Source organism: Nonomuraea sp. NPDC049709 (genome assembly GCF_040674815.1).
In the GTDB taxonomy this organism is placed as follows: Bacteria; Actinomycetota; Actinomycetes; order Streptosporangiales; family Streptosporangiaceae; genus Nonomuraea.
Map to the genome: position 1 here is coordinate 122,270 of NZ_JBFANM010000016.1, position 23,668 is coordinate 145,937.

Below are 23,668 nucleotides of genomic sequence, written 5' to 3' on the forward strand. Positions count from 1 at the left end.
AAGGGGCAAGTAATGCCCGACGGTGACGTTCTGGCCATCGAGCGCCTGTCGGCCGGCATCCGGCTGAGGAGGTCCGCGGTCGACGTCGTCAGGGCCGTCGACCTGCGGCTGCGCCCGGGCGAGACCCTCGGGCTGGTGGGCGAGTCGGGCAGCGGGAAGTCGATGACCGGCCTGTCGATCATGGGCCTGCTGCCGCCCGGCGGCCAGATCACCGAGGGCTCGATCAAGCTCGACGGCCGGGAGCTGGTCGGCCTGCCCGAACGGGAGTACCAGCGGATCCGCGGCAACGAGATCGCCATGGTCTTCCAGGATCCGATGACCTCGCTCAACCCCACCAAGACCATCGGCGAGCAGGTCGCCGAGCCGATCAGGCTGCACCTCGGCGCGAGCCCGAGGCAGGCGCGCGAGCGGGCGATCGAGATGCTCGCGCTGGTCGGCATCGCCCGCCCCGCCGAGAGGTTCGGCGACCACCCGCACCAGCTCTCCGGCGGGCTGCGGCAGCGGGTCATGATCGCCATGGCCCTGTCCTGCGAGCCGAAGGTGCTGATCGCCGACGAGCCGACGACGGCGCTCGACGTGACCGTCCAGGCCCAGGTCCTGCGGCTGCTGCACGACCTCAAGGACCGCCTCGGGATGGCCATGCTGCTGATCACCCACGACATGGGCGTGATCGCGCGCTGGGCCGACCGGGTCAACGTCATGTACGGGGGCGGCATCGTCGAGAGCGCGCCCACCGGCGAGCTCTTCGCGGGGATGCGGCACCCGTACACGCAGGCGCTGCTGGCGTGCACGCCACGGCTGACCCAGCGGCGCGAGCACACCCTCTACTCCATCCCCGGCGCCCCTCCCGACCTGGCCGACCCGCCGGCCGGCTGCCGTTTCGCCGCCCGCTGCGCGCACGCCACCGACCGCTGCGCGGGCGAGGCGCCCCCGCTCGCCGAGTCGCGCCCGGGACACCTGCTGGCCTGCTGGCACCCGGTCGACGGGCCGCTCGCGCCGGTCACCGGTCCTACGGCGGCGGTGGCGCGGGACGGGCGGGCGGCCGAGCCGGTGCTGACCGTCGACGACCTCGTCAAGGAGTACGGCGCGCCCCGCCGCTTCCCCCTGCTCGGCCCCGCGCGCAGCGTCAAGGCCGTGTCCGGGGTGTCGTTCGAGGTCCGGCCCGGCCAGACCTTCGGGCTGGTCGGCGAGAGCGGCTGCGGCAAGAGCACCCTGGCCAAGATGATCGTCGCGCTGGAGCAGCCCTCCTCGGGCAGCGTCACGGCCCTCGGCGGCAAGCTGAACGGGCTGCGCGGGCGGAGCTTGCGCCGGCATCGGCGCAACCTGCAGATGATGTTCCAGGATCCGCTGGACGCGCTCGACCCGCGCATGCGCGTCGGCGCCATCCTGCGCGAGCCGTTCGAGGCCCAGGGCATCGGCACCGCCGAGGAGCAGGTGGCGGCGATCAGGGAGCTGCTCGACGAGGTCGGGCTGCCGCACAGCGTGCTGGAGCGCCATCCGCACGAGTTCTCCGGCGGGCAGCGTCAGCGCATCGCGCTGGCCAGGGCGCTCGCGCTCAACCCGCGGGTGATCGTGGCCGACGAGCCGGTGAGCGCGCTGGACGTGTCGATCCGGTCGCAGGTGCTCAACCTGATGAAGCGGCTGCAGGCCAAGCACGAGGTCACCTATGTCGTGATTTCTCATGACCTGACGGTGGTGCGGTACATGGCGGACACCGTCGGGGTGATGTACCTCGGCAAGCTCGTCGAGATCGGGTCGGCGGATGACATCTACCTCCGTCCCGTGCACCCGTACACCGCGAGCCTGATCGCCGCGATCCCGGAGCCGGATCCTGGCGCGGGAGAGGCCACCGATCCGGTGGAGCTCGGCTCGGAGCTGCCCAGCCCGCTCGACCCGCCCTCGGGGTGCCGCTTCCGCACCCGGTGCCCGCGGGCGCGGGCCCGGTGCGCCGAGGAGGAGCCGGTGCTGCTCGGGTTCGATCCCGGGCACTCGGCGGCCTGCCACTTCCCGCTCAGGGAGCCGCAGGACGCCGTACCGTCGCGTATGTGATCTGCCGCACTTCAGACCCTGAAACATTGCAGGGTCTGAAAGTTTTTCCCTACTCTGGCATCGTGACCATTGTGGACAGCGCTGACGAACTCGGCCGGAGGGATCGGAAGAAGCTCGAGACCCGCGCAGCGCTGGAGCATGCCGCCCTGACGCTGGTGGCCGAGCGCGGCCTGGCGGCGGTCACGGTGGAGGACATCGCCGAGGCGGTGGACGTCTCCTCGCGTACGTTCTTCAACTACTTCCCGTCCAAGGAGGACGCGCTCATCGGCCCGGGCCCGGCGTCCGCCGCCGAGCTGCGCGAGAGGCTGGAGGCCATGCCCCCGGACGTACCGGTCCTGGAGGCGCTGCGGCTGCTGGCGCGGGGCGAGGCCGAGCACGTCCAGGAACAGCGCGAGCAATGGCTGCTGCGGCTGAAGGTGTTCGAGCAGAACCCATCGCTTCTCCCCCGGCTCGTCGCCGGCGGCACCGAGACCGAGCGGGTCGTCACGGAGGCCGTCGCCCGCCGGACCGGTGTCGAGCCCGTCACGACCGGCTATCCGGAGCTGGCCACCGCGGCGGCCCTGGCGGCCTTCCGGGTGGCGATGCTCCGGTGGAGCGCCGCGGGCGGCCGCCCGGAGCTGGCCGACCTGGTCGACGAGGCCTTCTCCCAGCTCGCCGCCGGCCTGCCCAACCCGTGACCGCCCCGGTCACGTCCTTTCCGACTGTCCCGTAAACGTTTCCGTCGAGCCGGCGTCCGCACGAATCCCGCGGAGCGCCGGTCGCTGCCCGAGAAAATCGAGGAAAGATGACATCCACCAGCGCGCAGCCCGAGCCCGTGGCCGCGGCGCCCACGTCCAGGAGAAAGGTCCTGCAGGCGCTGTCAGGGCTGATGGTGGGCATGTTCGTGTCCATCCTGGCCTCGACCGTCGTGGCCAACGCCCTGCCGCGCATCATCACCGAGCTGCGGGGCTCGCAGACCGTCTACACCTGGATCGTCACCTCCGAGCTGCTGGCCATGACGGCCACGGTGCCGCTCTGGGGCAAGATGGCCGACCTGTACAACAAGAAGCTGCTGATCCAGCTCTCGCTGGGCCTGTTCGTGGCGGGCTCGCTGATCGCGGGCCTCACCCCGAACGTGGAGATCCTCATCGTCAGCCGCGTCGTCCAGGGCGTCGGCGCCGGCGGCATGACCGCGCTGGCCATGATCGTGATGGCCGCCATGATCCCACCGCGTGAGCTCGGCCGCTACGCCGGCATCTTCGGCGCCGTGTTCGGCGTCGGGACCGTGGCGGGGCCGCTCATCGGCGGCGTGCTGGTGGACACCTCCTGGCTCGGCTGGCGCTGGTGCTTCCTGCTCGGCGTGCCGTTCACGATCGTGGCCATCATCCTGCTGCAGCGCACGCTCGAGCTGCCGGTGGTCCGCAAGGACGTCAAGGTCGACTACCCGGGCGCGCTGCTCATCACCGTGGGTGTGTCCACCCTGCTGATCTGGTCGTCGCTGGCGGGCAACCAGTTCGCGTGGGGCTCCTGGCAGACCGCCGTGCTCGTGAGCGGCGGCGTGCTCATCCTCGCGCTGGCCGTCTGGGTGGAGTCCCGGGCCGCCGAGCCGATCATCCCCCTGTCCCTCTTCAGGAACCGCACCGTCGCCCTCGCCACCGTGGCCAGCGTGCTGGTCGGTGTGGCCATGTTCGGCGGCACGGTCTTCCTGTCGCAGTACTTCCAGGTGGCGCTCGGCAAGTCGCCGACGGTCGCCGGCCTGATGAGCCTGCCGATGGTGTTCGGCCTGCTGATCTCCTCCACGGTCGCGGGTCAGCTCATCACCAAGTGGGGCCGCTGGAAGGGCTTCCTGGTGACCGGCGGCGTCGTCATGCTCGGCGGGATGGGCCTGCTCAGCACCATCGACGGGCAGACCGGCACGGTGCTGCTCGGCGCCTACATGGCGGTGCTCGGCATCGGCGTCGGCATGCTCATGCAGAACCTGGTCCTGGCCGCCCAGAACGACGTGCCCGCCCACGACCTGGGCGCCACCACCTCGGCGCTGACCTTCTTCCGCAGCATGGGCGGCGCCGTCGGCGTGAGCGCCCTGGGCGCGGTGCTGGCGAACCGGATCACCACGCTCATGACCGAGAAGCTCGGCCCGATGGCCGCCGCGGGCGGCGGGGGCGGCGACTCGCACGCCGTACCCGACATCTCCAAGCTGCCCGCTCCCGTCGTCCGCGTCATCCAGGACGTGTACGCGACCGCCACCGCCGAGCTGTTCCTCATCGGCGTCCCGCTCACCGCGCTCGCGCTGGTGGCGGTGCTGTTCATCAAGGAGAAGCCGCTCAACACGCTGTCGGGCGAGGAGCGCCTGGCCCAGGAGCGCGCGGCGGCCTCCAGCCACTGATCCGCCTGGCGGGCCGACGTCGTTCGTCCCGAGCGACGTCGGCCCGCCACCGGACGGCCGGTCATCCGCCGATCACGCTTCGCACGTCGAGACTCTTCCTCGGCATCGGGTGGCGCCGCGCCCGCTCGGCCGGCCGCTGCAGCCGGACATCGGGAGCGCCAGGTTCCGCATGGCTGCGGTTTCGCCGACATTTCCGGCCCTGGCCGAATACCCTGGCTCATCGACGATCAGCCAAGCCAGCAAGCCTTCCGGAGTCTCTTCTTGCGCACCGCAGCGGCAATCCTGTCTTTCGTGCTCGCCATCACCATCCTGCCCGTCCAGCCGGCCACCGCCGCGGCGCTGCCGGGCGGCAAGACCACCTATGTCATCTCGCAGGGTCATCTGAAGGCCGCCTCCCAGCAGAACTGGGTACGCCTGGGCAACTACCGCTTCGCCGCCGACGGCACGGTACGGGCCGCCCTGTACCTGTGGTGGCAGCGCCACCCCCAGGCCCGGCAGCGCACCGGCACCGTCCCCGACCCGAGTTGCACCACCAAGGCGGGCGGTTCCCAATCGCGGCCCCGCGCCTGCGAGGTGCTCACCGCCGGGGGCTTCACCGGCGCTCCCGACGAGACCCGCACCGGGACGTACACCGTGGCGGGCAACGTGCTCACCATCCGGTGGAAGATCGCCCAGACGTGGACGGAACAGTGGTACGTGCGGGCCTCCCCCGACGGCAAGCTGGCCCGCCTGGACCTCAAGCAGAGCACGCTGGCCACGCACGGGTACGGCTACGGCAGCAACGCCGCGGTCAGCACGCGGCGCGCGATGAGCTCGGTGAAGGCGTTCCCCGGCTCGCTCAGGCAGGACCTGACGAGCTGGGCGAGCGGCAAGCTCGTCACCTCCGGCGACCAGCCGTTCGGCCACTCGGCCTTCCGCGCCTGCGCCGCCACCACCTCGTGCCTGACCTACCTGCAACCGTCCTCGCGCGGCGCCTGCCAGAAGTCGGGTGGCTGCCCCAAGTACGGCGGCGGAACGCGCCCCAACATCAGCTCCATCCAGTACTACCTGACGATGGTCTCCAAGTCCGACCGCCGCGACACGCTCTGGCACTGGTGCACGTGCCTGGCGATGGAGCGCCGTGAGTTCTGCTACACCGGCAACTCCCACGTCAAACCGCTCATGCAGATCATCGACGACGCGGGCGCCTTCCGCGGCTGGGTCGGCGCGGAGGCCTCCTTCTCGACCGGCTCCCGGGCGACGGACATGCTGGCGGTGCTGCGCATCTCCGACTTCCGCTGACCGGCCGGGCGGCGGCCCAGCGGCCGCCGCCCGAGGTGGCCTTCCAGGCGTCACCTGCTTCCCGGAGCCGGATCAGCCCTCGCGTGTCCAGGCGGGCGTGATCTGCACCTCGCGGAGTCGCCAGCCCGCCGGCGTCCGGACGACGGTGGAGGTCATTCGCAGGCCGCCGGTGAAGTGGGGGGCCTGACCATCGCGGTAGTAGTACACCAGCGAGTTCGCCGAGGCGTCCGCCCGGTCGCCGTCGACCTCCACCAGCAGGTCAGTGGTCGTGTGCTGGGTGTGCTGCCCCTCGACCTCACCCTGTCGCATGAAGCCGACGACCTTGTCGATGCCGTGGAGCTCACCCCCGCGCGGCGAGTGCACCGCCACATCCGCGGCGAAGACGGTGTCCGCATCGTCCCACCGCTGCTCGTCGAGCAGGCGCGCGAAGCGGGTGAACAGGTCGGCGATCTCGATACGGTCGGCGATCAAAGTGTCCGTGAACATGACATTCCTCTTTCGTTGGCGTCACCAACATTGGCAACGCCAACTATACAGAGATTCATTGGATCGGCCAACGATGTAGGGTGGCTGCCGTGGAAGAGACTCCCGCCCGCCTGACCGCGAAGCCGAGCTGGCTGCTCACCCAGCTGGCGGTGCACGCCCACCGCCTGGCGTCCGACGGCTTCGGCGAGGTGGGCGCGCGTGGCTACCACTACCGCATCCTCGCCGCGCTCGACGAGTTCGGAGTGGCCAGCCAGGCCGAGCTCGGCCGCCGGTGCAACATGGACCGCAGCGACGTCGTGGCGGCGATCAACGAACTGGCCGAGCAGGGTCTCGTCGAGCGCACGCCCGACCCCGGCGACCGCAGGCGCAACATGGTCTCCCTCACCGAGGCGGGCGACCGGCAACTGGGACGCCTGGATCGAGCGCTCGACAGAGTGCAGGACGACCTGCTCCGGCCGCTTCCGGCCGAAGACAGGCAGACCTTGACCCGCCTGCTCACCCGGCTGCTGACCCACCACCAACAGGGCTGAGCCAGGCCACAGTTCATTTCAACTGAGACCGTATCGGGTGAAATGATGCTCGAATAGCATGTCCCCATGACCGCCGACGTTCCTCACCAGGCCACCACCTCCCGCGCGACCGACCGTCCCGGGGACACCTCACCTTTTGCCCTCGGCCTGCTGCTGCGCCAGGCGCACTGGCGTGCCGCCGCGGTGATGACGGAGGCGCTTCGGCCGCTCGGCATCGAGCTGCGGCATTTCGCCGTGCTGATCGTACTGATGGACCGCGGCCCCACGGTGCAGCGGGACCTGGCGGCGGCGACGGGGTCGGACAAGGCCGGCGTCATGCGGGTCGTGGACGACCTGGAGCGCAAGGGGCTGGCCGTCCGCAAGACCATTCCGGGAGACCGGCGGGTGCGGGTGGTGGAGATCACACCTCAGGGCGTCGAGCTCTTCGACGCGGCCCATGTGGCGGCGGAGCCGCCGGCCGAGCGCCTGGTCGCCGGCCTGGAGCCCGATGAGGCCGAGCGGCTGAAGGAGCTGCTGACCCGGATCGCCTATCCCGCGGGCGGCGAGGCGTAAGCCCGGCCGCGCATCCCTGTGTCGTCACTGCGCGGGACTCCCATGTCCCAAAATCGTATTGAATGCGACCGTATCGTCTGATACGATAATGAATGTAACGAAACTAGACACGCCGAGCAGGCAAGGAGGTAAAGATCATGGATGTCTACGAGGCAGTCACGAGCCGACGGGCGGTGCGCGGATTCACCGGCCAGCCCGTCCCGATGGAGGTGCTGAAGCGCGTGCTGTCAGCCGCGGCCTGGGCGCCGTCCGGGTCGAACCTCCAGCCGTGGCACGTCTACGTGGTGACCGGCGAGCCGCTCGCCGAGATCAAGCGGCGCGCCGGCGAGCGCCTGGCCGCGGGTGACCCCTGGGACGAGCGCGAGTACGAGATGTACCCGGCCGCGCTGAAGTCCCCGTACCGCGAGCGCCGATCCGCCTTCGGGCGGGAGCGCTACGGCGCGCTCGGGATCGCGCGCGACGACTGGGAGGCGCGCCAGAGGGCCGCGGCCGAGAACTGGCAGTGCTTCGGGGCGCCCGTCGCCCTGTTCTGCTACATCGACCGCGACATGGGCCCGCCCCAGTGGGCCGACCTCGGCATCTACCTGCAGACCGTCATGCTGCTGCTGCGCGCCGAAGGGTTGCACAGCTGCCCGCAGATGGCATGGTCGGTGTACCGCAACACCGTCGCGGAGGTCCTGCGGCCTCCGGACGAGCTCATCCTCTTCTGCGGCATGTCGATCGGGTTCGAGGACGTCTCGGTGCACCACCCCCGTACGGGCCGCGCGCCGCTCGATGAGACGGTCACGTTCGTCGGGGGCTCCGGTCCTGCGGCCGGGGCGCCGCCCTTCCGGGTCGGCTGCCGTCGCCCGGTGGCGGCCATGCGCTCGACCGGCCGAGCCCTGCGCAGAGGCAGCTCCCGCACGCCGCTGCGGTGGATCCACCCGAACAAGGAGCGCGTCCACTCCAGCGGGCCGCACTGGACCGCGGTCCACCCGGCCCGGCGGACGTCCCCGCCTTCGTGCGCCGAACGGCACACGGCGGCGAGTGACCCGCCACAGCGCCGTGACCGCGGCTGACGACACCCGGCCAAGGGCACCACATCACCTCACGTGGAGAGACATGACCAGCCAGTTCCGCCTCGGCGGTGACCTGATGATCGACCGGCTCGGCTTCGGCGCCATGCGCCTGCTCCAGAGCGGCCCGGGCGGGCCCGGGCGCGACCCCGGGGCCGCCGGCGCCGTCCTGCGCCGCGCCGTCGAGCTCGGTGTCGACCACATCGACACCGCCCACTTCTATCGCAACGAGGACGGCTCGGTAAGCGCCAACACCGTGATCCGCGAAGCCCTGTCCCCGCGCCCGGACAACCTGGTCATCGCCACCAAGGTCGGCCCGGTCTTCGGCCCGGGCGGCCCGCGCCAGGCCACCGCCGCCGAGCTCCGGCCCCAGGTCGAAGCCAACCTGGAAAGCCTCGGCCTGGACCGCCTGGACCTGGTCTATCTGCGCATCGGGAAGTCCGAACCGCCGCACGGCCAGTCGCTGGCCGAACGCTTCGAGGCGCTCGCCGCGCTGCGCGAGGAGGGCCTGATCCGCCATCTGGGCATCAGCAACGTCGATGCCGCCCATCTCGCCGAGGCCCGTGCGATCGCTCCTGTCGCGGCCGTCCAGAACCACTTCCACCTCGCCAACCGCGCCGAGACGGCCGTCCTGGACGCCTGCACGGAAGCCGGCATCGCCTTCGTGCCCTTCTTCCCGCTCGGCGGCGGCCGGGCCGACATGGGCGACCCCGGCTTGGTCAAGGTCGCCGGACGGCACGGCGCCACCGCCCACCAGGTCGCCCTGGCCTGGCTGCTGGCCCTGTCGCCGGTGGTCCTGGCCATCCCGGGCACCGGTTCCGTGGCTCACCTGGAGGAGAACCTGGCCGCCCGGTCGATCGGTCTCACCGAGGAGGACCTCACCGACCTCGCCTGATCGCACCCGCGGGACCCACTTCCGCGCGGAGCGGTCCCCGAGCCGGCATGGCCGCCCGAGCCGGGCGCCACTGCGGAATCTCCCACGTAGGGCCTCCTGGCAACTGCCCGGACCAAGTCGGCCGCCCTTGAGCAACGAATCCGCATGAGGCGCCGTAGTGAGAGAGGACGGACCATGAGGGTTAACTATCATCGGAGATCGGCCTCCTCGGCCCTCAACGGTTACGAGCGGGCACACTCCTCGCCATCGAGCCGCCCGTCGGTGGGCTTGCACGCCCTCCCCCGTCCCGTGGCGGTGGTGGTCGGGGGCGGCGGGGTGCTCGGGGCCGCGCAGGTGGGTATCGGGTACGCGTTGGAGCAGCGGGGATTCGTCCCCGACCTGATCGTCGGGACATCGGTGGGCGCCCTCAACGGAGCGATCGCGGCCGCCCACCCCGGCAAGGCCGCGCCGTGGCTGGATCTCGTCTGGACCCACGCGCGCCGCCGTCAGGTGTTCCCGTTCGGCTACCTGCCCTCGCGGGCCAGTGTCTTCGCCGATCGTGGCCTGCGCCGGCTGATCGCCGGGGCCGCGCTGCCGTCGCGGATCGAGGACCTGGCGGTCCCCTTCACCGCGGTGGCCATGGATCTGGCCACCGGCGCTCAGGTGCTGCTCGACCGCGGGGACCTCGAGTCCGCGCTGCTGGCCAGCGCGGCCATTCCCGGCATCCTGCCTCCGGTGGAGCGGGAGGGCCGGACGCTCGTCGACGGCGGAGTGATCGCCTTCGTCCCGGTACGGGCGGCTCTGCAGGCAGGAGCGGCCAGCGTGGTCGTGCTGTCGACCGGGCAGACGAGCTCGCCGCCGCGCCCGGCCGGCCCGCCCCGGTGGCCCGGCGGGGTCGCCGCCCGGGCCGGGCTGCTGCTGTTGCGGCACCAGATCGAGCGCGACCTGGACGAGGTGTCCGAACGGATCCCGACCGTCGTGCTGCCCACCGGCGTCGAGAGCTGGCCCGCCCCGTGGGACTTCCGCCATTCCCGGCGGCTGATCCACACCGCCTCGCTCACGGCGGGCCTGTTTCTCGACGGGCTGCGCATCAACGGGCCCGGGCTGTACCGGGCCGAGAGCCCTCCGGCGGCGCCGGCCGTCCTGGGCAGGGCACGAACCGCCGTATGGGAGGTCGGCCGGTGAGCACCATCTCGTTCCTCAACATCGCCATGCACGGGCACATCAACCCGACCCTGCCGGTCGTGGCCGAGCTCGTCCGTCGTGGGCACACGGTCACGTATCACACCTCCCCCGCGTTCGCGCGGGAGATCGAGGCCGCCGGTGCGACCGTGTGCCGCTACCCGGGGGGTGACCAGCCGCTGCCCGATCCCCCGCTGCCGGTGACGATGCTGGACGGGCTCGCGCGCACCGCCGTCGGCCTGCTGCCCGCCGTGCTGGCCGACGTGCGGCGGATCCGGCCCGACCTGATCGTGCACGGCTCCGCCTGCCCCTGGGGCGCGGTCGCCGCCCGCGAGCTCGGGGTGCCGGCGGCAGCGGCGTACACCACGTTCGCCTTCAACCGGTACGCGCCGAGCCCCACCCGCGTCTCGTGGGAGCTGCTGGCCACGGCGGCGACCCGGCCCCGCACCGTCCAGGGCTACCTGCGGGCGCGGCGGGAGCTGTCGCGCCGCTACGACACCCACGGGTTGCCGCTGATCGACCTGGCGAACGTGCGGCAGCCGCTCAACCTGGTCTTCACCTCGCGCGTGTTCCAGCCCGGCGCCGACTCCTTCGACGAGTCCTACCGGTTCGTCGGCCCGAGCCTGGGCGCCCGTCCGCCCGACCCGTCGTTCCCGGCCGATCGCCTGCGCGATCCGGTGCTGTACGCCTCGCTGGGCACCGTGTTCAACGCCGGCCCGGAGCTGCTGCGCACCTTCGCCACCGCGCTGGCCCCGCTGGCCGGCACCGTGGTCATCTCCACCGGGCACACCGACCCGGCCGCGCTGGAACCGCTGCCGACCAACGTGCTCGCCCGCCCCTTTGTACCGCAACCAGAGGTGCTGGCCCGCGCGGCGCTGTTCGTCACGCACGGGGGGATGAACAGCGTGAACGAGGCCATGCACGCCGGGGTCCCGATGCTGGTGATCCCGCAGGGCGCCGATCAGCCGCTGGTGGCCCGGCGGGTCGTCGAGCTCGGCACCGGCCTGTCCCTGCGCACCCAGGACGCCACCGCCGAAGCGGTGAACGCCCTGGCCCGGCGCCTGCTCGACGAGCCGAGCTTCCGCACCGCGGCCGCCACCATGCGGCTCGCCCAGCGGGAAGCAGGCGGCTACCCGCGCGCCACCGACGAGCTCGAGAGCTACCTGTACCAGCCAGGCCGGCCGGCAGTGCCCCAGGAGTGCTGAGCGATGTCACCCCTCGTTGCCGTCGTGCTGCTGCTGGCCGGGCTGTCGGAGTCCGCCGGCCGGATCCTGCCCCTGATCGCCCGCCGGCCCAGCGTGTCGCGATCCCACGCGATCCGGCTGCTGCTGACCGGGGCCGTGGTCGAGGCCTCGGTGTTCGCGCTGTGGCCACAGACCGCATGGACCCTCGCCGAGCTGGCCCTGTCCGCTCCGGTGTCCGGCGTGGCCGCGCTGACCTGGACCCCCGGCCTGGCCGCCCCGCTCGTGTGCGCCGCCGTCCTCGCCTTCCCGCTGCTCGGGCCCCTGCTGCACCTGCTGCTCCTGGTAGGGGTCGGGGCCGGCCTCGTCACCCCGCTCGCCACGACGACGGGGCTGGACTGGTGGCCCGCGGCAGGCTGCGTGACCATCGCCGGAGTCGGGCTCGGCCTCGCCGTCGAGGCCGTGCGGCGCCTGGTCATGAAGCTCAGCACCACCCAGTGGCGGGAGCTGCTCGCATGATCGATTTCCCGCTCCTGGCCCTGGTGCTCGGCCCGGTCCTGCTCGCCGAGGCCCTGCTGGCCCGCTACGAGGTGCTCGTCTACACCGCCGGCTGGCGCAGGCCCACCACCGAGCTGCCCCACGGCATGCCCTACGCCCGAGGCGCGGACCCCGACCGGCCGCCGGAGGCGTACCTCGTCTACCTGGACGGCATCGGCAAGCGCCGCTTCCGCGACACCCGCGACGGCGGCCAGCTGGTCAGCGCCCTGATCACCGCGGCGCCGGAGCTACGCGTGCTCGGCCAGGTACAGCCCTACTCGCCGCTGGCCGACCCACTCGTCAACCGGCCCGTCTGGGAATGGCTGCGCCACCACATCGCCATCGTGCTGTTCCTGCACAACGTCATGCAGATCTTCGTCGCCGCCGACCACCGCTACCGCCCCCTGTACAACCGGGCCGTCGGCGCCCAGATCGCCGAGCAGCTCCGCCGGGCCGGCTACCAGCCCGGCAGTGGCATCCCGGTCGTGCTGCTCAGCTACAGCGGCGGCGCCCAGGTGGCCACCGGCGCGGTCACCGAACTGCACACCCGGCTGCACGCCCCGCTCCTGCTGGTCACCATCGGCGGCTTCCACAACGGCGCCAACGACCTCACCCACGCCCGCCACCTCCACCAGCTCACCAGCGCCCACGACCGGATCGAACGGCTCTCCACCTGGATCTTCCCGCAACGCTGGCCACTGTTCCGCGGCAGCGGATGGAACCGGGCCATCCGCGCCGGAAAGATCACCGTGCACCGGCTCGACCCGGCCACCCACGTGGGGCAGCGCAGCTACATCAACCCCGAAGCGCTGCTGCCCGACGGCCGCAGCCACCTCGACCGCACCACCGACACGGTGATCGCCCTCATCCGGGCCCACCGGGTCACGCCGGAGCGCCAGCCTCGACCGTCGTGATCGCCGTCCGGAACGGGCACCTCGGGTGGAGGCGATGACGGCGTGCCCCGTTCCGGACCCCCGTGCGCCTGGTGGGCGTCATCGCGGGGTGGAGGTGTCGTAGGCGGCCCGGGCGCGCGTGACGGCGGCGCGGTGGCGTTCGGCCCACTCGGTGAGCCCCGACAGATGGTCGTAGAGCTCGCGGGCCATGTCGGTGGCGGTGTATTCGACCTTGGGCGGCACCGTGGGGTAGACGGTCCGGGTCAGCAGGCCGTCACGCTCGAGGTTGCGCAGTGTCAGGGTGAGCATGCGCCGGCTGATGCCGTGGATCGAGCGCTCCAGCTCGGTGAAGCGTACCGGCCCGCGGGTGGCCTCCATCAGGATGCCGATGCTCCATTTGCCGCTCACCCGGTTGAGCACGTCCAGGACCGTGCACGCCTCCGAGGCGCTGACCTGCTCGGTCACACAGGTGTTCCGCTGTGACATGAAAGTGCCTTCTTCCGCTGGAGCGCTCGGTCACCGATCATGGCCACGGTAACAAAAGGTGCCCTAAAGGGTTCACCGGTGGACGTTCGACGAAGAGGCCGACATGACGATCACGTTCGACGACAAGACGCGCACGCTTCTCGACGGCAGGAACTTCGCCACCGTCGCGACCCTGAACCCCGACGGCGGCCCCCAGACGTCGGTCGTGTGGGTCCTGCGTGAAGGCGACACGGTGCTGTTCTCCAGCACGACCGGCCGACGCAAGACCCGTAACCTCACCCGGGACCCGCGGATCAGCCTGACCGTCTTCGACACCGGCGATCCGTACCAGTCCGTGGAGATCCGCGGCACCGCCGAAGTGGTCGAGGACCACGACCGGGCGGTCCAGCTCGCGGTCTCGCACAAGTACTTGGACCAGGACCCGCCGGCGGACCACGAGGGCACGGTACGGGTGGTCGTCCGCGTCACCCCTGACAAGATCCACGGTTTCTCGGCCTAGAAGCCCGCACCGGCTGAGTGGTGATGCGGTGGGCGCCCCGGTTCGGCGGGCAGCGGCCCCTTGCGCTCTCGACGTATGGCGCACCCGGGGGCTTGCGGCAAGGCCCTGGTCATGCTGCAGAATCACCGGCCGATGCCGGAAGACCTGCAGAAATGAGTGCATAGTGCGTGTGTTGCTGTCGACCCGTGGTTCGCGCGGAGACGTCGAGCCGATGGCGGCGCTGGCGGTTCGGCTGCTCGACCTCGGCGCCGAACCGCCGCGTGCTGTCGTGGACCAGCCGTACTACGCGGGGCGGGTGGCCGATCTGGGGATCGGGGTGGCGCACGACGGACCGGTGCCGACCCTCGCGTCCTTGTCGGCGGCGCTCGGGACGGCACTGGGCGCGGAGATCCGGGCGCGTGCGGCCGACGTGGCTGGCAGGGTCCGGGCCGACGGGGCGATGGCGGCGGCGAAGTTGCTGTTCGAGCAGACGTCGTGATGACGGTGCCGTGCCCGCGCTTTCTGCGCGCGTGCTGACCGGACCGCGGAATGCCGGCCGGAATGCGGTGGTGCCGGAAATGAAAATTTCACCGGTCCTGCCCAGGTCACGGACCGGCCTGCCGCCCGGCCCCTCGCTGGTGGCGGCCGGGCCGGCATTCAGGGAGCAAATCCGCGGCGCGGTTTAACGTCCAGCCGGAAATGCGGCGTTTATTGGCCGCCTGGACCGGCTGCTCATTTCCACCAATAATCGCCGAGCGTCACTCGTACACACCAGGAAAGAAACGAGGTGCGACTTGGCAGCACGTTCCGCAGTACGCCGCGCGACGAGGTCGATCGCGGTCGCCATCGCGGCGCTCGCCACCGCTCTCCTGCCCCTCGGCGCCGCGCATGCGGCGTACGGCCCGGACCAGCCGGTCTACATCCAGGTGAACGCGACGGACCCCTACAACACGGGGCTGGCCCGGCTGGAGGGCACGGTGGCGTTCGACGACGGGGACACGATGTTCCGGTATTCGCTGCGGTTGTGCTGGCTGCACGCCTACCCGGCGCCCAACCTCAGCATCGTCGTCAACGGCACGACCCAGCTCTGGCCGGCCTCCACCGGCTCGACGACCACCCCGGGCTGCCAGCAGACGTCCCTGTACGCCGCGGAGGTGAACCACGGCGGCGCCGTCGGCAACGTCCGCTTCGACGTGACCGGCGGCTGGTTCTATCCCGGTAACCAGTACAACACGCGCACCAAGTCGTACACCGTCGACAACCCCTATACCTGACCGCACAGCACGCCAGAGGGGAGCGCCGCTGCGCTCCCCTCACGGGATCCGGAGCGAGACGCCCGCGGGCAGGCCCGTGACGCGTGCCGTGCCCGACCGCTCGACCGTCACGTCCACGGGAGCCCCGGCCACGCGCAGCCCGCGCACCGCCAGCGCGCCCAGGGGCGCGCCGGGCAGCGGGCGGACCGTCGCGCGGCCTGCGGGGACGTCCGGGTACAGCCCGACGGCGGCGTGGAGGACCGCGATGGCCGCCGCCGCCGACCACGCCTGCGGGCGGCAGGCCGCGGGGTACGGCACAGGCCGCCCCATGAGCGTGCGGTCGTCGCCGGCGTGGAGTTCGGGCAGGCGGTAGCCGAAGGTCTCGGCGGCCGAGAGGAGCCCTTCAGCCAGGTCGGCGGCCAGCTCGGCGGCGGGGCCTCCGTGGCCCGAGCGGGCGAGGCCGGAGATGACGATGGCGGTGTCGTGCGTCCAGACGGAGCCGCAGTGGTAGGAGAGCGGGCTGAAGCCGGCGTCGGCCGTGGACATCGTACGGAGGCCGAAGCCGCCGGACATGGCCGGATTTTTCAGTGTCTGGACGATCCGGAGCTCCTCGGCCGGCGTGAGCAGGCCGGTGCCGAGGAGGTGCCCGATGTTGCTGGTCAGCGCGTCCACCGGCCGTTTGTCGCGGTCGAGGGCGAGCGCCGGATAGCCGCCACCCACCCAGAACCGCTCGCGGAACCGCTCGGCCAGCCCGCCCGCGTAGTCGCGCCACCGCTCGGCGCCCGGCCTGCCGTACGCCTCCAGCAGGGCCGCCCCCGCCATGGCCGCCTCGTACGCGTACCCCTGGACCTCGGCCAGGGCGATGGGCGGCTCGGCACGGGTGCCGTCGTGGAAGCGCACGGCGTCGCCTGAGTCCTTCCAGCCCTGGTTGGCCAGGCCGCTGCCGCTGGTGTCGATGTACTCGAGGAAGCCGTCGCCGTCGGCGTCGCCGTGATCGGCGAGCCAGCCGAGCGCCGCCTCCAGCGGCGGCAGCAGCGCGGCCACCTCGGCCTCGGGCAGGCCCCAGCGCCAGGCGTCGTGCAGCAGGGCGATCCAGAGCGGGGTGGCGTCGATGGTGCCGTAGTAGGCGGGGGGCAGGCGCAGCTCGTTGCCCTCGACGGCGAACTCGTGGCGGCGCAGCTCGTGCATGATCTTGCCAGGGGCCTCGCCGGACGCGGTGTCCACCTTGCTCCCCTGGCGGCGGGCCAGGACGCGCAGGGTGCCCGCGGCCGGCTCGGTGCCGAGCGGGAGCAGCATGCGGGCGGCCCAGATGCTGTCGCGGCCGAAGAGCGTCAGGAACCAGGGCACGCCCGCGCCCAGGAACGTGTCCCCCGGCGCCGCGGTCTCGGTCAGCCGCAGCGACTCCAGGTCGTCGAGGGACTGGCGGGCCAGGTGTACCAGCCGGGCGTCGTCCGCCTCGATCTCGGGCCTGCTCCACTCCCGGGGGCCGGCCGGCGCCGCCACCACGGCCTTGGGGTCCGCCACGGAGACGCCCCACCGCAACGTGACGTGCTCTCCGGGCGCCACCGTCACCTCACGCCGCAACGCGGCGCCGGCGACCTCGAAGTCCGGGCCGGCGGCGGCGACGCGGATGCCGCCGGCCTGCCAGGTCAGCTCGCCGCCGCCCGCGGCGGGCGGGACCGGGGTGGCGGCGCCGCCCGACTTCACCACCTCGATGGGCGCGAAGTCGCAGCTCAGCTCGATGGTGACGGTGCAGGTGAAGGGGCCGGCCGCGGTGGAGGCGATCGTGAGCTCCTCCTCCATCGCGCCCGGCGTGACGCGGCGCACGCGGTCGATCCGCACCGTCGGGTCGGGGCCGGGGTCACCGAGCCAGCGGGCCAGCGAGACGAAGCGGGAGACCCCGGGAGCCGGTACGGCATGGCCGACCGGCTCGGGCTCGCGGCCGTCGATCCGCAGCCCGGCCTGGGAGAGCACCCGCCCGTCGGCGTGGAAGAGCCCCTGCACCCCGGCGGGCCTGATCTGCCCGTCGGCGCCGCTCAGCGCGGTCGTCGGGGCCAGGACGGTGCTGACCAGGTCGTGCAGCAGCGGTTGCAGGCGGTGGTCCGGCACGTGTGAGGCCCCCTTGACACTCCGTTAACTTGAACGATCTAATCCTGTCATACGCCTTTTGGATCGATCAAACCATTAGAAAGGCCATATATGGCGGCAAAGGTGACGATCGCCGATGTGGCACGGCACGCCAACGTGTCCCGCCAGACCGTGTCGAACGTGCTGAACTCCCCCGAAGTGGTCAAGGAGGAGACCCGGCAGCGGGTGCTCGCCGCCGTCGAGGCCCTTGGCTACCGGGTGAGCGCCGCCGCCAGGCAGATGCGTACCGGCAGGTCGCGGCTCCTGGCCACCCGGATCGAGACGACCCAGGACGGCATGAACGTCTTCGACCGCTTCCTGCACGGCCTCACCGAGTCGGCGGCCGGGTCCGGCTACCGCGTGCTGCTCTACACCGCCACCGACGACCAGTCCGAGATCGCCGCGTTCGACCAGCTCCTGGGCGAGTTCGAGCCCGACGGGTTCGTGCTGACCAGCACCCACCACGGCGACGCGCGGACCTCCTGGCTGGCCGAGCGGGACCTGCCGTTCGTCACCTTCGGCCGGCCGTGGGGCACGTCGGAGGCCGGTCACCCCTGGGTGGACGTGGACGGCGCCGCCGGGACCGAGGCGGCCACCCGCCACCTCCTCGACGGCGGGCACCGCCGGATCGGCTTCCTCGGCTGGGAGACCGGCTCCGGCGTCGGCGACGACCGCAAGTCCGGCTGGTCCAGGACGCTGGCCGCCGGAGGGCTCGACGCCGACCTGGCCCTGGAGACCGACGGCACTCCGGCCCAGGGGCAGGCGGGCGCGCGGGAGCTGGTGGAGCGCGGGGCGACGGCCCTGGTCTGCGTCAGCGACTCGGTGGCCCTCGGAGCCCTGCAGGTCACCCCCGCCGTCGTGGGGTTCGACGACACCCCGGTGGCCGCCGCCATCGGGCTCACCACCCTCGGCCAGCCCCTCGCCGAGGCCGCCGCGCGCTGCGTGGAGCTGCTGACCGACCGGCTCTCGGGCCGCCCCACCGCGTCGCACGTGCTGCTCACTCCCACCCTGGTCATCCGAAAGGACCCCTGATCATGAAAAGCCTCGCGATCCCCGCGGCAGCCGCCGTACTCCTGTCCGCGACGGCCTGCGGCAGCGGCTTCGACGACCAGCAGGCCGCGCCGCAACAGCAGAGCAGCGGCCCGGCCGCGCTCCAGGTCCTGATGGCCTCCTCCGGGGACGCCGAGACGAACGCGGTCAAGCAGGCGGCCGAGACCTGGGCCAAGGCCACCGGCAACACCGCCGCCGTCACCCCGGCCCAGGACATCCACCAGCAGCTCGGCCAGGCGTTCGCGGGCAGCAACCCGCCGGACGTGTTCTACGTCGACGCCGCCCGCTTCGCCGACTACGCCAGCGTCGGCGCCCTGGAGCCGTACGGGGACAAGATCTCCGACAGCCAGGACTTCTACCCGAGCCTGCGCGAGACGTTCACCTACGACGGGAAGTTCTACTGCGCGCCCAAGGACTTCTCCACCCTCGCCCTGGTCGTCAACGACGAGCTGTGGAAGAAGAACGGGCTCACCGACGACGACCTGCCCACCACCTGGGACGAGCTCACGGCCGTCACCAAGAGGATCAAGGGCGTGACGCCGCTGACGTTCGGCGACAGCCGTGACCGGCTCGGCGTCTTCATGGTGCAGGCCGGCGGCTGGATCACCAGCGAGGACAGCAAGCAGGCCACCGGCGACAGCCCGGAGAACCTGGCCGCGCTGGAATACGTCAAGGGCCTGCTCACCGGCAAGCAGGCCCAGTACGCCAAGGCGCTCGACGCCGAGTGGGGCGGCGAGGCGTTCGGCAAGGGCAAGGCCGCGATGACCATCGAGGGCAACTGGATCAAGGGCGCGCTGCGGGCCGACTATCCCGACGTGAAGTTCTCCGTCCACGAGCTGCCCGCGGGCCCCGAGGGCAAGGGCACGCTCTCCTTCACCCAATGCTGGGGCATCGCCGCCAAGTCCAAGAACAAGGCCGCGGCCATCGACTTCGTGGAGGCGATGACCAAGACCGACCAGCAGCTCGCCTTCGCCGAGGCGTTCGGCGTCATGCCGTCGCGGCAGGCGGCCAAGGAGGCCTACCTCAAGGAGTTCCCGGCCGACGCCGCCTTCGTCAACGGCGTCGAATACGCGCAGGGCCCGGTGAACGCCCCCAAGATGGACAGCGTCCTGTCCGACTTCGACACCGGGCTGCAGCAGCTGGCCACCCAGGATCCCAAGACGATCCTGGCCAGGCTGCAGAAGAACACCGAGAGCGCGCTCGGCTGACATCATGCGCAGCCGTACCAGGGAGAACCTCGCGGGGTGGCTGTTCGTGGCGCCGGTGGTGGTGATCCTCGGGCTGTTCCTGCTGCTGCCCATCCTGATGGCGCTCTGGGTGAGCCTGACGGGATGGAACGGGCAGGGCAGCCCCTTCCGCGGCGGCGTGCCGTTCGTGGGCGGGGAGAACTACGCGCGGTTGTTCACCGAGGACGGGCTGGCCCGCGAGAACTTCATGACCAGCATCCGCAACAACATCTATTACGTGGCCGCCGTCGTGCCGTTGCAGACGGGGCTCGCGCTCTTCCTCGCGCTGGTGGTGAACAAGCGCAGGGCCTTCTTCCGTACCGCGTTCTACTTCCCCTCGGTGACCAGCTCCGTGGCGATCAGCGTGGTGTTCCTGTTCATCTTCGCCAACTCGGGGGCGGTCAACCAGCTCCTGGCGTTCGCCGGGGTGGACGGGCCGCAGTGGTTCTCCGACGCGCGCGGGGTGATCCACCTGCTGCTCGGTGACCCGCCGGCGGCGCTGACCGAGCACGGCCTGCTGGGGCTGACCTGGTGGGAGTGGCTGGCGGGGCCGAGCGTGGCGATGTGCGCGATCATCGTGCTGGTGGTGTGGACGACGTCGGGGACGTTCATGCTGATGTTCCTCGCGGCGCTGCAGAACATCCCGAGGACGCTCGACGAGGCGGCCATGATCGACGGCGCCACCCGCTCGCAGCGCTTCTGGCGGGTGACGCTGCCCCTGCTCAAGCCGACGATGTTCCTCGTGCTGACGCTCGGGCTGATCGGCACGTGGCAGGTGTTCGACCAGATCTACGTGATGAGCCAGGGCGATCCCGCCAAGACCACGCTGACGCCGGCGTTCCTGTCGTACCGGACGGCCTTCCGGGACTTCGACTACGGGGCGGGCACGGCGATCTCGTTCGTGCTCTTCCTGATCATCGTGCTGCTGACGTTGTTCCAGCGGTGGGTCATGAGGGAGCGGAAGCCATGAGGCGCGTCGTCCTGACCGTGTTCTCGGTCATCTTCATCTACCCGTTCGTCATCCAGATCGCCAACGCCTTCAAGACCGACCCGGACTCCGCCGCCAATCCCCTGTCGCCGATCCCGGACCCGGCCACGCTGTCGGCCTTCGAGCGGGTGTTCCTGGGCACGGACATGCCGGTCTGGCTGGCGAACTCGCTGCTGGTCACCGTGGTGGTCACGCTGGGGCGGGTGCTGCTGGACTCGATGGCGGGGTACGCGCTGGCCCGGCTGCGGTTCCGGGGGCGGCGCGGGTTGTTCGTGGCGGTCATCGCGGTGATGGCCGTGCCGGGGGTCGTCCTCTTTATCCCGAAATTTCTGGTTTTGAACCAGTTGGGGATGTACGACTCGTACCTGGCGCTGATCCTCCCGCTCATCGCCGACGCCACCGGCGTGTTCGTGATGAAGCAGTTCTTCGAGTCGGTCCCGCGCAGCGTCGAGGAGGCGGCCCGCATCGACGGCGCCGGCACGTTCCGCGTCTTCTGGTCCGTCGTGCTGCCGATGTCGCGGCCCGCGCTCATCACGCTGACGATCCTGTCGTTCCAGGGCTCGTGGAACGAGTTCCCGCACACCCTGGTCGCCGTGCAGGACCCGGCGCTGTTCACCCTCCCGCGCGGCCTGGCCGACCTGGTCAGCGGCTCACTCGGCGGCGGCACCCAGTTCCCGCTCAAGCTCGGTGCCGCGCTCCTGGCCACCATCCCGGTCGCGATCATCTTCGTCGTGTTCCAGCGCTACTTCGTCCGCGACCCCAACCAGGGCGCGGAGAAGGGCTGACGCGTCGCGGAGAAGGTCTCCCGCCCGGGGCGGCTCAGGCGGGAGACGTTTCCGCGCGATCGGCGCGGATCAGGTCGAGGAAGGCGGTGGCCGCCGGGGACGGCCGGTTGTCCCAGATCACGTGCTCCATCCGCGTGGGAGCGCCACGAAGGCGGATGATGTGCAGGTCGGGGAAGCGCAGCGCGTACGCGGCCGGCAGCATGCCCACGCCGAGGCCCTGCCGTACCAGATCGACCAGGAAGTCGGCGGACGACACCTCGAACGGCACCTCACGCCGCACCCCCGCGGCCGCGAAGGCCTCGTCCGACTGTGCGCGCCCGGCCGCGCCGGCGCGGAAGTCGATGAACGGTTCGTCCGCCAGGCCCCGCAGGTCCGCCTCGGACTCCGTCCGGTGGTGATCCGGCGCGACCACGGCGACCAGCTCGCCTCCGCCGAGCCGGCGGCTCTGCACGCCCTTCGGTTCCGCGCGCGGCGGCAGGCCGAGGAACGCGACGTCGACGCCGCCCTGCCGGACCCGCTCGATCAGCTCCCCGCTGCCCGCCGAGGTGAGCGTGATCTGCACCCGCGGATGGCGCCGGCGGTAGTCCCGCAGGGCGACCGGCAGGTTGACGGCCGTCACCGTGGGGATCGCGCCGACGGCGAGCCGCCCGCGGATCTCCCCGCTTGCGGCCGCCACCTCGGCCCGCGCGCGGTCGGCGGCCTCCAGGCACTCCCGGGCGGCGGGCAGGAACGCCTCTCCGGCCGGCGTCAGCCGCACGCGGCGGCTGGTGCGCTCGAACAACCGGGCGCCCAGTTCCCGCTCCAGACCGGCGATCTGGTGGCTGAGCGCGGACTGCACCACCCGGCAGCGCTCGGCCGCCCGGGTGAAGTTGCTGGTCTCCGCGACCGCGATGACGTACCTGAGTTGCTGCAGCTCCATCCAACCATCGTGCATCACGATCGATCACGATGAAAACTATGTGTTGGACTCATCGATCGAGGGTGGCGCACCCTTGAACCCGTGACGGAGGCGCTGACGCCTTTCCCGTCTTGTCGATAATTCCTGCACACCCCGAAGGAAGACAGTGGCCACACACGATGAACATCCGCAGTCGACCTTGAGGCCATGGCTGGGCGTTTCCGCGATCACAGCCAGCCTGTTCGTCTTCCTGACCACCGAGCTGATGCCCGTCGGCCTGCTCACTCCGGTGAGCGCGAGCCTGGGGATCTCGGTGGGCGTCGCCGGGCTGATGGTCACTCTTTACGGCGTCTCGGCCGGGCTGGGCGTGCCGTTCATCGTGGCCTGGACCAGGCGGGTCAATCGGCGGGCCCTGCTGTCCACGCTGCTGGCGATATTGACCCTCGGAAACGTCATCACCGCCCTTTCGCCGAACTATCCGCTGGTCCTCACCACGCGGCTCGTCATGGGATTCGCCAGCGGCGTGTTCTGGGCCATAGGGGTGAGCATGGCGATGCGCCTTGTTCCGGGACGCCACGCGAGCAGGGCGGCCGCGATCGTCATGTCCGGCATCTCGGTCGCCGCGGTCGTGGGCATCCCGCTGGGAACGGCCCTGGAAAGCCTCACGGACTGGCGGACCACGTTCCTGATCTGGGCCGGCCTGAGCGCGCTGGTGTTCCTCGCGGTCGTCGCCATCGTCCCATCGCTGCCGTCGGCGAACGCGGTCCCGGTCCGGGAGGTCTTCGGGCTCCCGCTCAGGAACGTGCCGCTCCGCCTGGTGCTGTGCACCGTCGTGCTGTTCGTGCTCGGCCACTTCGGCGCGTACACCTTTGTGCGCCCCTACCTGGAGAGCGCCACCTCCGCCTCTCCCCTCTTCATCACCGTGCTGCTGATGGTCTACGGCGCCGGAGGCGCGGCCGGGAACTTCATCGCCGGACACACGGTGACCAGGAACCTGCGGGGCAGCTTCATCGTCGGCTGCGCGGGACTGGTGGTGTCCATGCTGTTGCTGCTCGCGATCGGTCACGGGCAGGCCGGCTCGGTGATCGCGCTGATCCTCTGGGGCGTTTCCTTCGGCGTCGTCCAGCTCTGCCAGGTCAACATGACGCAGGCCGCCGCGCCCGACACCTTCGAAGCCGCGATGTCGCTCAACACCATGGCGTACAACACCTCCATCGCGCTCGGAGCGCTTTTCGGCGGGCTGTTCGCCGATCATCTGGGGGTGGCAAGTGTCGTCTGGTTCGGCGTGGCGCTGACAGCGGCTTCGCTGCTCCTCACCCTCGGCACCCGGCAGCGGACCTCACGCGCCGTCCCCGACAACGCGCTGGCCGCGAGCGAGTAGGGCGTGGCGCC

Annotated in this window: 24 protein-coding genes; 20 read left to right on the forward strand and 4 right to left on the reverse strand. The window is 71.3% G+C overall.

The genetic code is table 11. The annotated features are described in order from the left end of the window. Positions 1 to 12: 12 nt before the first annotated feature. The 4 genes from AB0J69_RS18225 (at position 13) to AB0J69_RS18240 (ending at position 5,695) form a co-directional block, all read left to right on the forward strand. The gene (locus AB0J69_RS18225) at positions 13 to 2,049 is read left to right on the forward strand and encodes an ABC transporter ATP-binding protein (protein ID WP_364118232.1); all 2,037 of its coding nucleotides are present in this window, start codon (positions 13 to 15) and stop codon (positions 2,047 to 2,049) included. Between the two features lie 62 nt (positions 2,050 to 2,111). Further along, entirely contained in the window at positions 2,112 to 2,726 is a 615-nt protein-coding gene (locus tag AB0J69_RS18230) for a TetR family transcriptional regulator (protein ID WP_364118233.1), read from the forward strand. Between the two features lie 107 nt (positions 2,727 to 2,833). Continuing rightward, the gene (locus AB0J69_RS18235; protein ID WP_364118235.1) at positions 2,834 to 4,414 is read left to right on the forward strand and encodes an MDR family MFS transporter; all 1,581 of its coding nucleotides are present in this window, start codon (positions 2,834 to 2,836) and stop codon (positions 4,412 to 4,414) included. A 291-nt stretch (positions 4,415 to 4,705) separates the two neighbouring features. Continuing rightward, the gene (locus AB0J69_RS18240; protein ID WP_364118236.1) at positions 4,706 to 5,695 is read left to right on the forward strand and encodes a hypothetical protein; all 990 of its coding nucleotides are present in this window, start codon (positions 4,706 to 4,708) and stop codon (positions 5,693 to 5,695) included. Between the two features lie 72 nt (positions 5,696 to 5,767). On the opposite strand, the gene AB0J69_RS18245 is transcribed toward AB0J69_RS18240, so the two are convergent. Further along, positions 5,768 to 6,181: a nuclear transport factor 2 family protein gene (locus AB0J69_RS18245; protein ID WP_364118238.1), complete on the reverse strand. Its 414-nt coding sequence runs from the start codon at positions 6,179 to 6,181 to the stop codon at positions 5,768 to 5,770. Positions 6,182 to 6,270: 89 nt separating this feature from the next. On the opposite strand from AB0J69_RS18245, the gene AB0J69_RS18250 reads away from it, so the two are divergent. The 8 genes from AB0J69_RS18250 to AB0J69_RS18285 all read left to right on the forward strand — a co-directional run bounded on the left by AB0J69_RS18250 (position 6,271) and on the right by AB0J69_RS18285 (position 13,006). Then, positions 6,271 to 6,711: a MarR family transcriptional regulator gene (locus tag AB0J69_RS18250; protein WP_364118240.1), complete on the forward strand. Its 441-nt coding sequence runs from the start codon at positions 6,271 to 6,273 to the stop codon at positions 6,709 to 6,711. 66 nt (positions 6,712 to 6,777) lie between these two features. Further along, a complete protein-coding gene (locus tag AB0J69_RS18255; RefSeq protein WP_364118242.1) occupies positions 6,778 to 7,263 on the forward strand; it encodes a MarR family transcriptional regulator in 486 nt (161 codons plus the stop codon). Positions 7,264 to 7,400: 137 nt separating this feature from the next. Further along, the gene (locus AB0J69_RS18260; protein WP_364118244.1) at positions 7,401 to 8,321 is read left to right on the forward strand and encodes a nitroreductase; all 921 of its coding nucleotides are present in this window, start codon (positions 7,401 to 7,403) and stop codon (positions 8,319 to 8,321) included. 43 nt (positions 8,322 to 8,364) lie between these two features. Continuing rightward, positions 8,365 to 9,213 carry an aldo/keto reductase gene (locus AB0J69_RS18265; protein WP_364118246.1) on the forward strand — a complete coding sequence of 283 codons (849 nt, stop codon included), beginning with the start codon at positions 8,365 to 8,367 and terminating at the stop codon, positions 9,211 to 9,213. A gap of 174 nt (positions 9,214 to 9,387) precedes the next feature. Then, on the forward strand, positions 9,388 to 10,377 hold the full coding sequence (locus AB0J69_RS18270; protein WP_364118247.1) for a patatin-like phospholipase family protein: 990 nt from the start codon (positions 9,388 to 9,390) through the stop codon (positions 10,375 to 10,377). After that, a complete protein-coding gene (locus AB0J69_RS18275) occupies positions 10,374 to 11,579 on the forward strand; it encodes a macrolide family glycosyltransferase (protein ID WP_364118249.1) in 1,206 nt (401 codons plus the stop codon). The genes AB0J69_RS18270 and AB0J69_RS18275 overlap by 4 nt, the downstream gene beginning before the upstream one ends. A gap of 3 nt (positions 11,580 to 11,582) precedes the next feature. After that, on the forward strand, positions 11,583 to 12,074 hold the full coding sequence (locus tag AB0J69_RS18280) for a hypothetical protein (RefSeq protein WP_364118251.1): 492 nt from the start codon (positions 11,583 to 11,585) through the stop codon (positions 12,072 to 12,074). Then, positions 12,071 to 13,006, forward strand: a complete 936-nt coding sequence (locus AB0J69_RS18285; RefSeq protein ID WP_364118253.1) for a hypothetical protein — start codon at positions 12,071 to 12,073, stop codon at positions 13,004 to 13,006. The genes AB0J69_RS18280 and AB0J69_RS18285 overlap by 4 nt, the downstream gene beginning before the upstream one ends. A gap of 78 nt (positions 13,007 to 13,084) precedes the next feature. Here AB0J69_RS18285 and AB0J69_RS18290 read toward each other — a convergent pair whose 3' ends face one another. After that, positions 13,085 to 13,471 carry a helix-turn-helix domain-containing protein gene (locus AB0J69_RS18290; RefSeq protein WP_364118255.1) on the reverse strand — a complete coding sequence of 129 codons (387 nt, stop codon included), beginning with the start codon at positions 13,469 to 13,471 and terminating at the stop codon, positions 13,085 to 13,087. Between the two features lie 103 nt (positions 13,472 to 13,574). Here AB0J69_RS18290 and AB0J69_RS18295 point away from each other — a divergent pair, with 103 nt between their 5' ends. From AB0J69_RS18295 to AB0J69_RS18305, 3 genes are all read left to right on the forward strand, one after another. Next, positions 13,575 to 13,970 (forward strand): PPOX class F420-dependent oxidoreductase, encoded by a 396-nt coding sequence (locus tag AB0J69_RS18295; protein WP_364118257.1) that lies wholly within the window; start codon positions 13,575 to 13,577, stop codon positions 13,968 to 13,970. 163 nt (positions 13,971 to 14,133) lie between these two features. Further along, the gene (locus AB0J69_RS18300; RefSeq protein ID WP_364118259.1) at positions 14,134 to 14,448 is read left to right on the forward strand and encodes a hypothetical protein; all 315 of its coding nucleotides are present in this window, start codon (positions 14,134 to 14,136) and stop codon (positions 14,446 to 14,448) included. 295 nt (positions 14,449 to 14,743) lie between these two features. Next, entirely contained in the window at positions 14,744 to 15,223 is a 480-nt protein-coding gene (locus AB0J69_RS18305; protein ID WP_364118261.1) for a hypothetical protein, read from the forward strand. A gap of 39 nt (positions 15,224 to 15,262) precedes the next feature. Here AB0J69_RS18305 and AB0J69_RS18310 read toward each other — a convergent pair whose 3' ends face one another. Next, positions 15,263 to 17,311 (reverse strand): glycogen debranching N-terminal domain-containing protein, encoded by a 2,049-nt coding sequence (locus AB0J69_RS18310; RefSeq protein WP_364118263.1) that lies wholly within the window; start codon positions 17,309 to 17,311, stop codon positions 15,263 to 15,265. A gap of 102 nt (positions 17,312 to 17,413) precedes the next feature. On the opposite strand from AB0J69_RS18310, the gene AB0J69_RS18315 reads away from it, so the two are divergent. Genes AB0J69_RS18315 through AB0J69_RS18330 form a run of 4 tightly spaced genes read left to right on the forward strand, consistent with a single transcriptional unit; the run spans position 17,414 to position 21,378 of the window. Beyond that, positions 17,414 to 18,361 (forward strand): LacI family DNA-binding transcriptional regulator, encoded by a 948-nt coding sequence (locus tag AB0J69_RS18315; RefSeq protein WP_364118265.1) that lies wholly within the window; start codon positions 17,414 to 17,416, stop codon positions 18,359 to 18,361. A 2-nt stretch (positions 18,362 to 18,363) separates the two neighbouring features. Beyond that, complete coding sequence (locus tag AB0J69_RS18320; protein ID WP_364118267.1) at positions 18,364 to 19,587, forward strand: extracellular solute-binding protein; 1,224 nt, start codon at positions 18,364 to 18,366, stop codon at positions 19,585 to 19,587. 4 nt (positions 19,588 to 19,591) lie between these two features. Next, the gene (locus AB0J69_RS18325) at positions 19,592 to 20,575 is read left to right on the forward strand and encodes a sugar ABC transporter permease (RefSeq protein WP_364118269.1); all 984 of its coding nucleotides are present in this window, start codon (positions 19,592 to 19,594) and stop codon (positions 20,573 to 20,575) included. Next, on the forward strand, positions 20,572 to 21,378 hold the full coding sequence (locus AB0J69_RS18330) for a carbohydrate ABC transporter permease (RefSeq protein ID WP_364118271.1): 807 nt from the start codon (positions 20,572 to 20,574) through the stop codon (positions 21,376 to 21,378). Before AB0J69_RS18325 ends, AB0J69_RS18330 begins: the two co-directional genes overlap by 4 nt. Before the next feature lie 34 nt (positions 21,379 to 21,412). Here the strand turns inward: AB0J69_RS18330 and AB0J69_RS18335 are convergent, their stop codons facing one another. Next, positions 21,413 to 22,297, reverse strand: a complete 885-nt coding sequence (locus AB0J69_RS18335; protein ID WP_364118272.1) for a LysR family transcriptional regulator — start codon at positions 22,295 to 22,297, stop codon at positions 21,413 to 21,415. A gap of 145 nt (positions 22,298 to 22,442) precedes the next feature. Between AB0J69_RS18335 and AB0J69_RS18340 the strand changes: the two genes are divergently transcribed. Beyond that, a complete protein-coding gene (locus AB0J69_RS18340) occupies positions 22,443 to 23,657 on the forward strand; it encodes an MFS transporter (RefSeq protein WP_364118273.1) in 1,215 nt (404 codons plus the stop codon). Positions 23,658 to 23,668: the final 11 nt, after the last annotated feature.

Bases quoted from the DNA above. Each gene is read 5' to 3' on its own strand.
- AB0J69_RS18225 (WP_364118232.1), top strand. From the start codon at position 13: ATGCCCGACGGTGACGTTCTGGCCATCGAGCGCCTGTCGGCCGGCATC.
- AB0J69_RS18235 (WP_364118235.1), top strand. From the start codon at position 2,834: ATGACATCCACCAGCGCGCAGCCCGAGCCCGTGGCCGCGGCGCCCACG.
- AB0J69_RS18245 (WP_364118238.1), bottom strand. From the start codon at position 6,181: ATGTTCACGGACACTTTGATCGCCGACCGTATCGAGATCGCCGACCTG.
- AB0J69_RS18255 (WP_364118242.1), top strand. From the start codon at position 6,778: ATGACCGCCGACGTTCCTCACCAGGCCACCACCTCCCGCGCGACCGAC.
- AB0J69_RS18260 (WP_364118244.1), top strand. From the start codon at position 7,401: ATGGATGTCTACGAGGCAGTCACGAGCCGACGGGCGGTGCGCGGATTC.
- AB0J69_RS18265 (WP_364118246.1), top strand. From the start codon at position 8,365: ATGACCAGCCAGTTCCGCCTCGGCGGTGACCTGATGATCGACCGGCTC.
- AB0J69_RS18270 (WP_364118247.1), top strand. From the start codon at position 9,388: ATGAGGGTTAACTATCATCGGAGATCGGCCTCCTCGGCCCTCAACGGT.
- AB0J69_RS18280 (WP_364118251.1), top strand. From the start codon at position 11,583: ATGTCACCCCTCGTTGCCGTCGTGCTGCTGCTGGCCGGGCTGTCGGAG.
- AB0J69_RS18285 (WP_364118253.1), top strand. From the start codon at position 12,071: ATGATCGATTTCCCGCTCCTGGCCCTGGTGCTCGGCCCGGTCCTGCTC.
- AB0J69_RS18290 (WP_364118255.1), bottom strand. From the start codon at position 13,471: ATGTCACAGCGGAACACCTGTGTGACCGAGCAGGTCAGCGCCTCGGAG.
- AB0J69_RS18295 (WP_364118257.1), top strand. From the start codon at position 13,575: ATGACGATCACGTTCGACGACAAGACGCGCACGCTTCTCGACGGCAGG.
- AB0J69_RS18320 (WP_364118267.1), top strand. From the start codon at position 18,364: ATGAAAAGCCTCGCGATCCCCGCGGCAGCCGCCGTACTCCTGTCCGCG.
- AB0J69_RS18325 (WP_364118269.1), top strand. From the start codon at position 19,592: ATGCGCAGCCGTACCAGGGAGAACCTCGCGGGGTGGCTGTTCGTGGCG.
- AB0J69_RS18330 (WP_364118271.1), top strand. From the start codon at position 20,572: ATGAGGCGCGTCGTCCTGACCGTGTTCTCGGTCATCTTCATCTACCCG.
- AB0J69_RS18335 (WP_364118272.1), bottom strand. From the start codon at position 22,297: ATGGAGCTGCAGCAACTCAGGTACGTCATCGCGGTCGCGGAGACCAGC.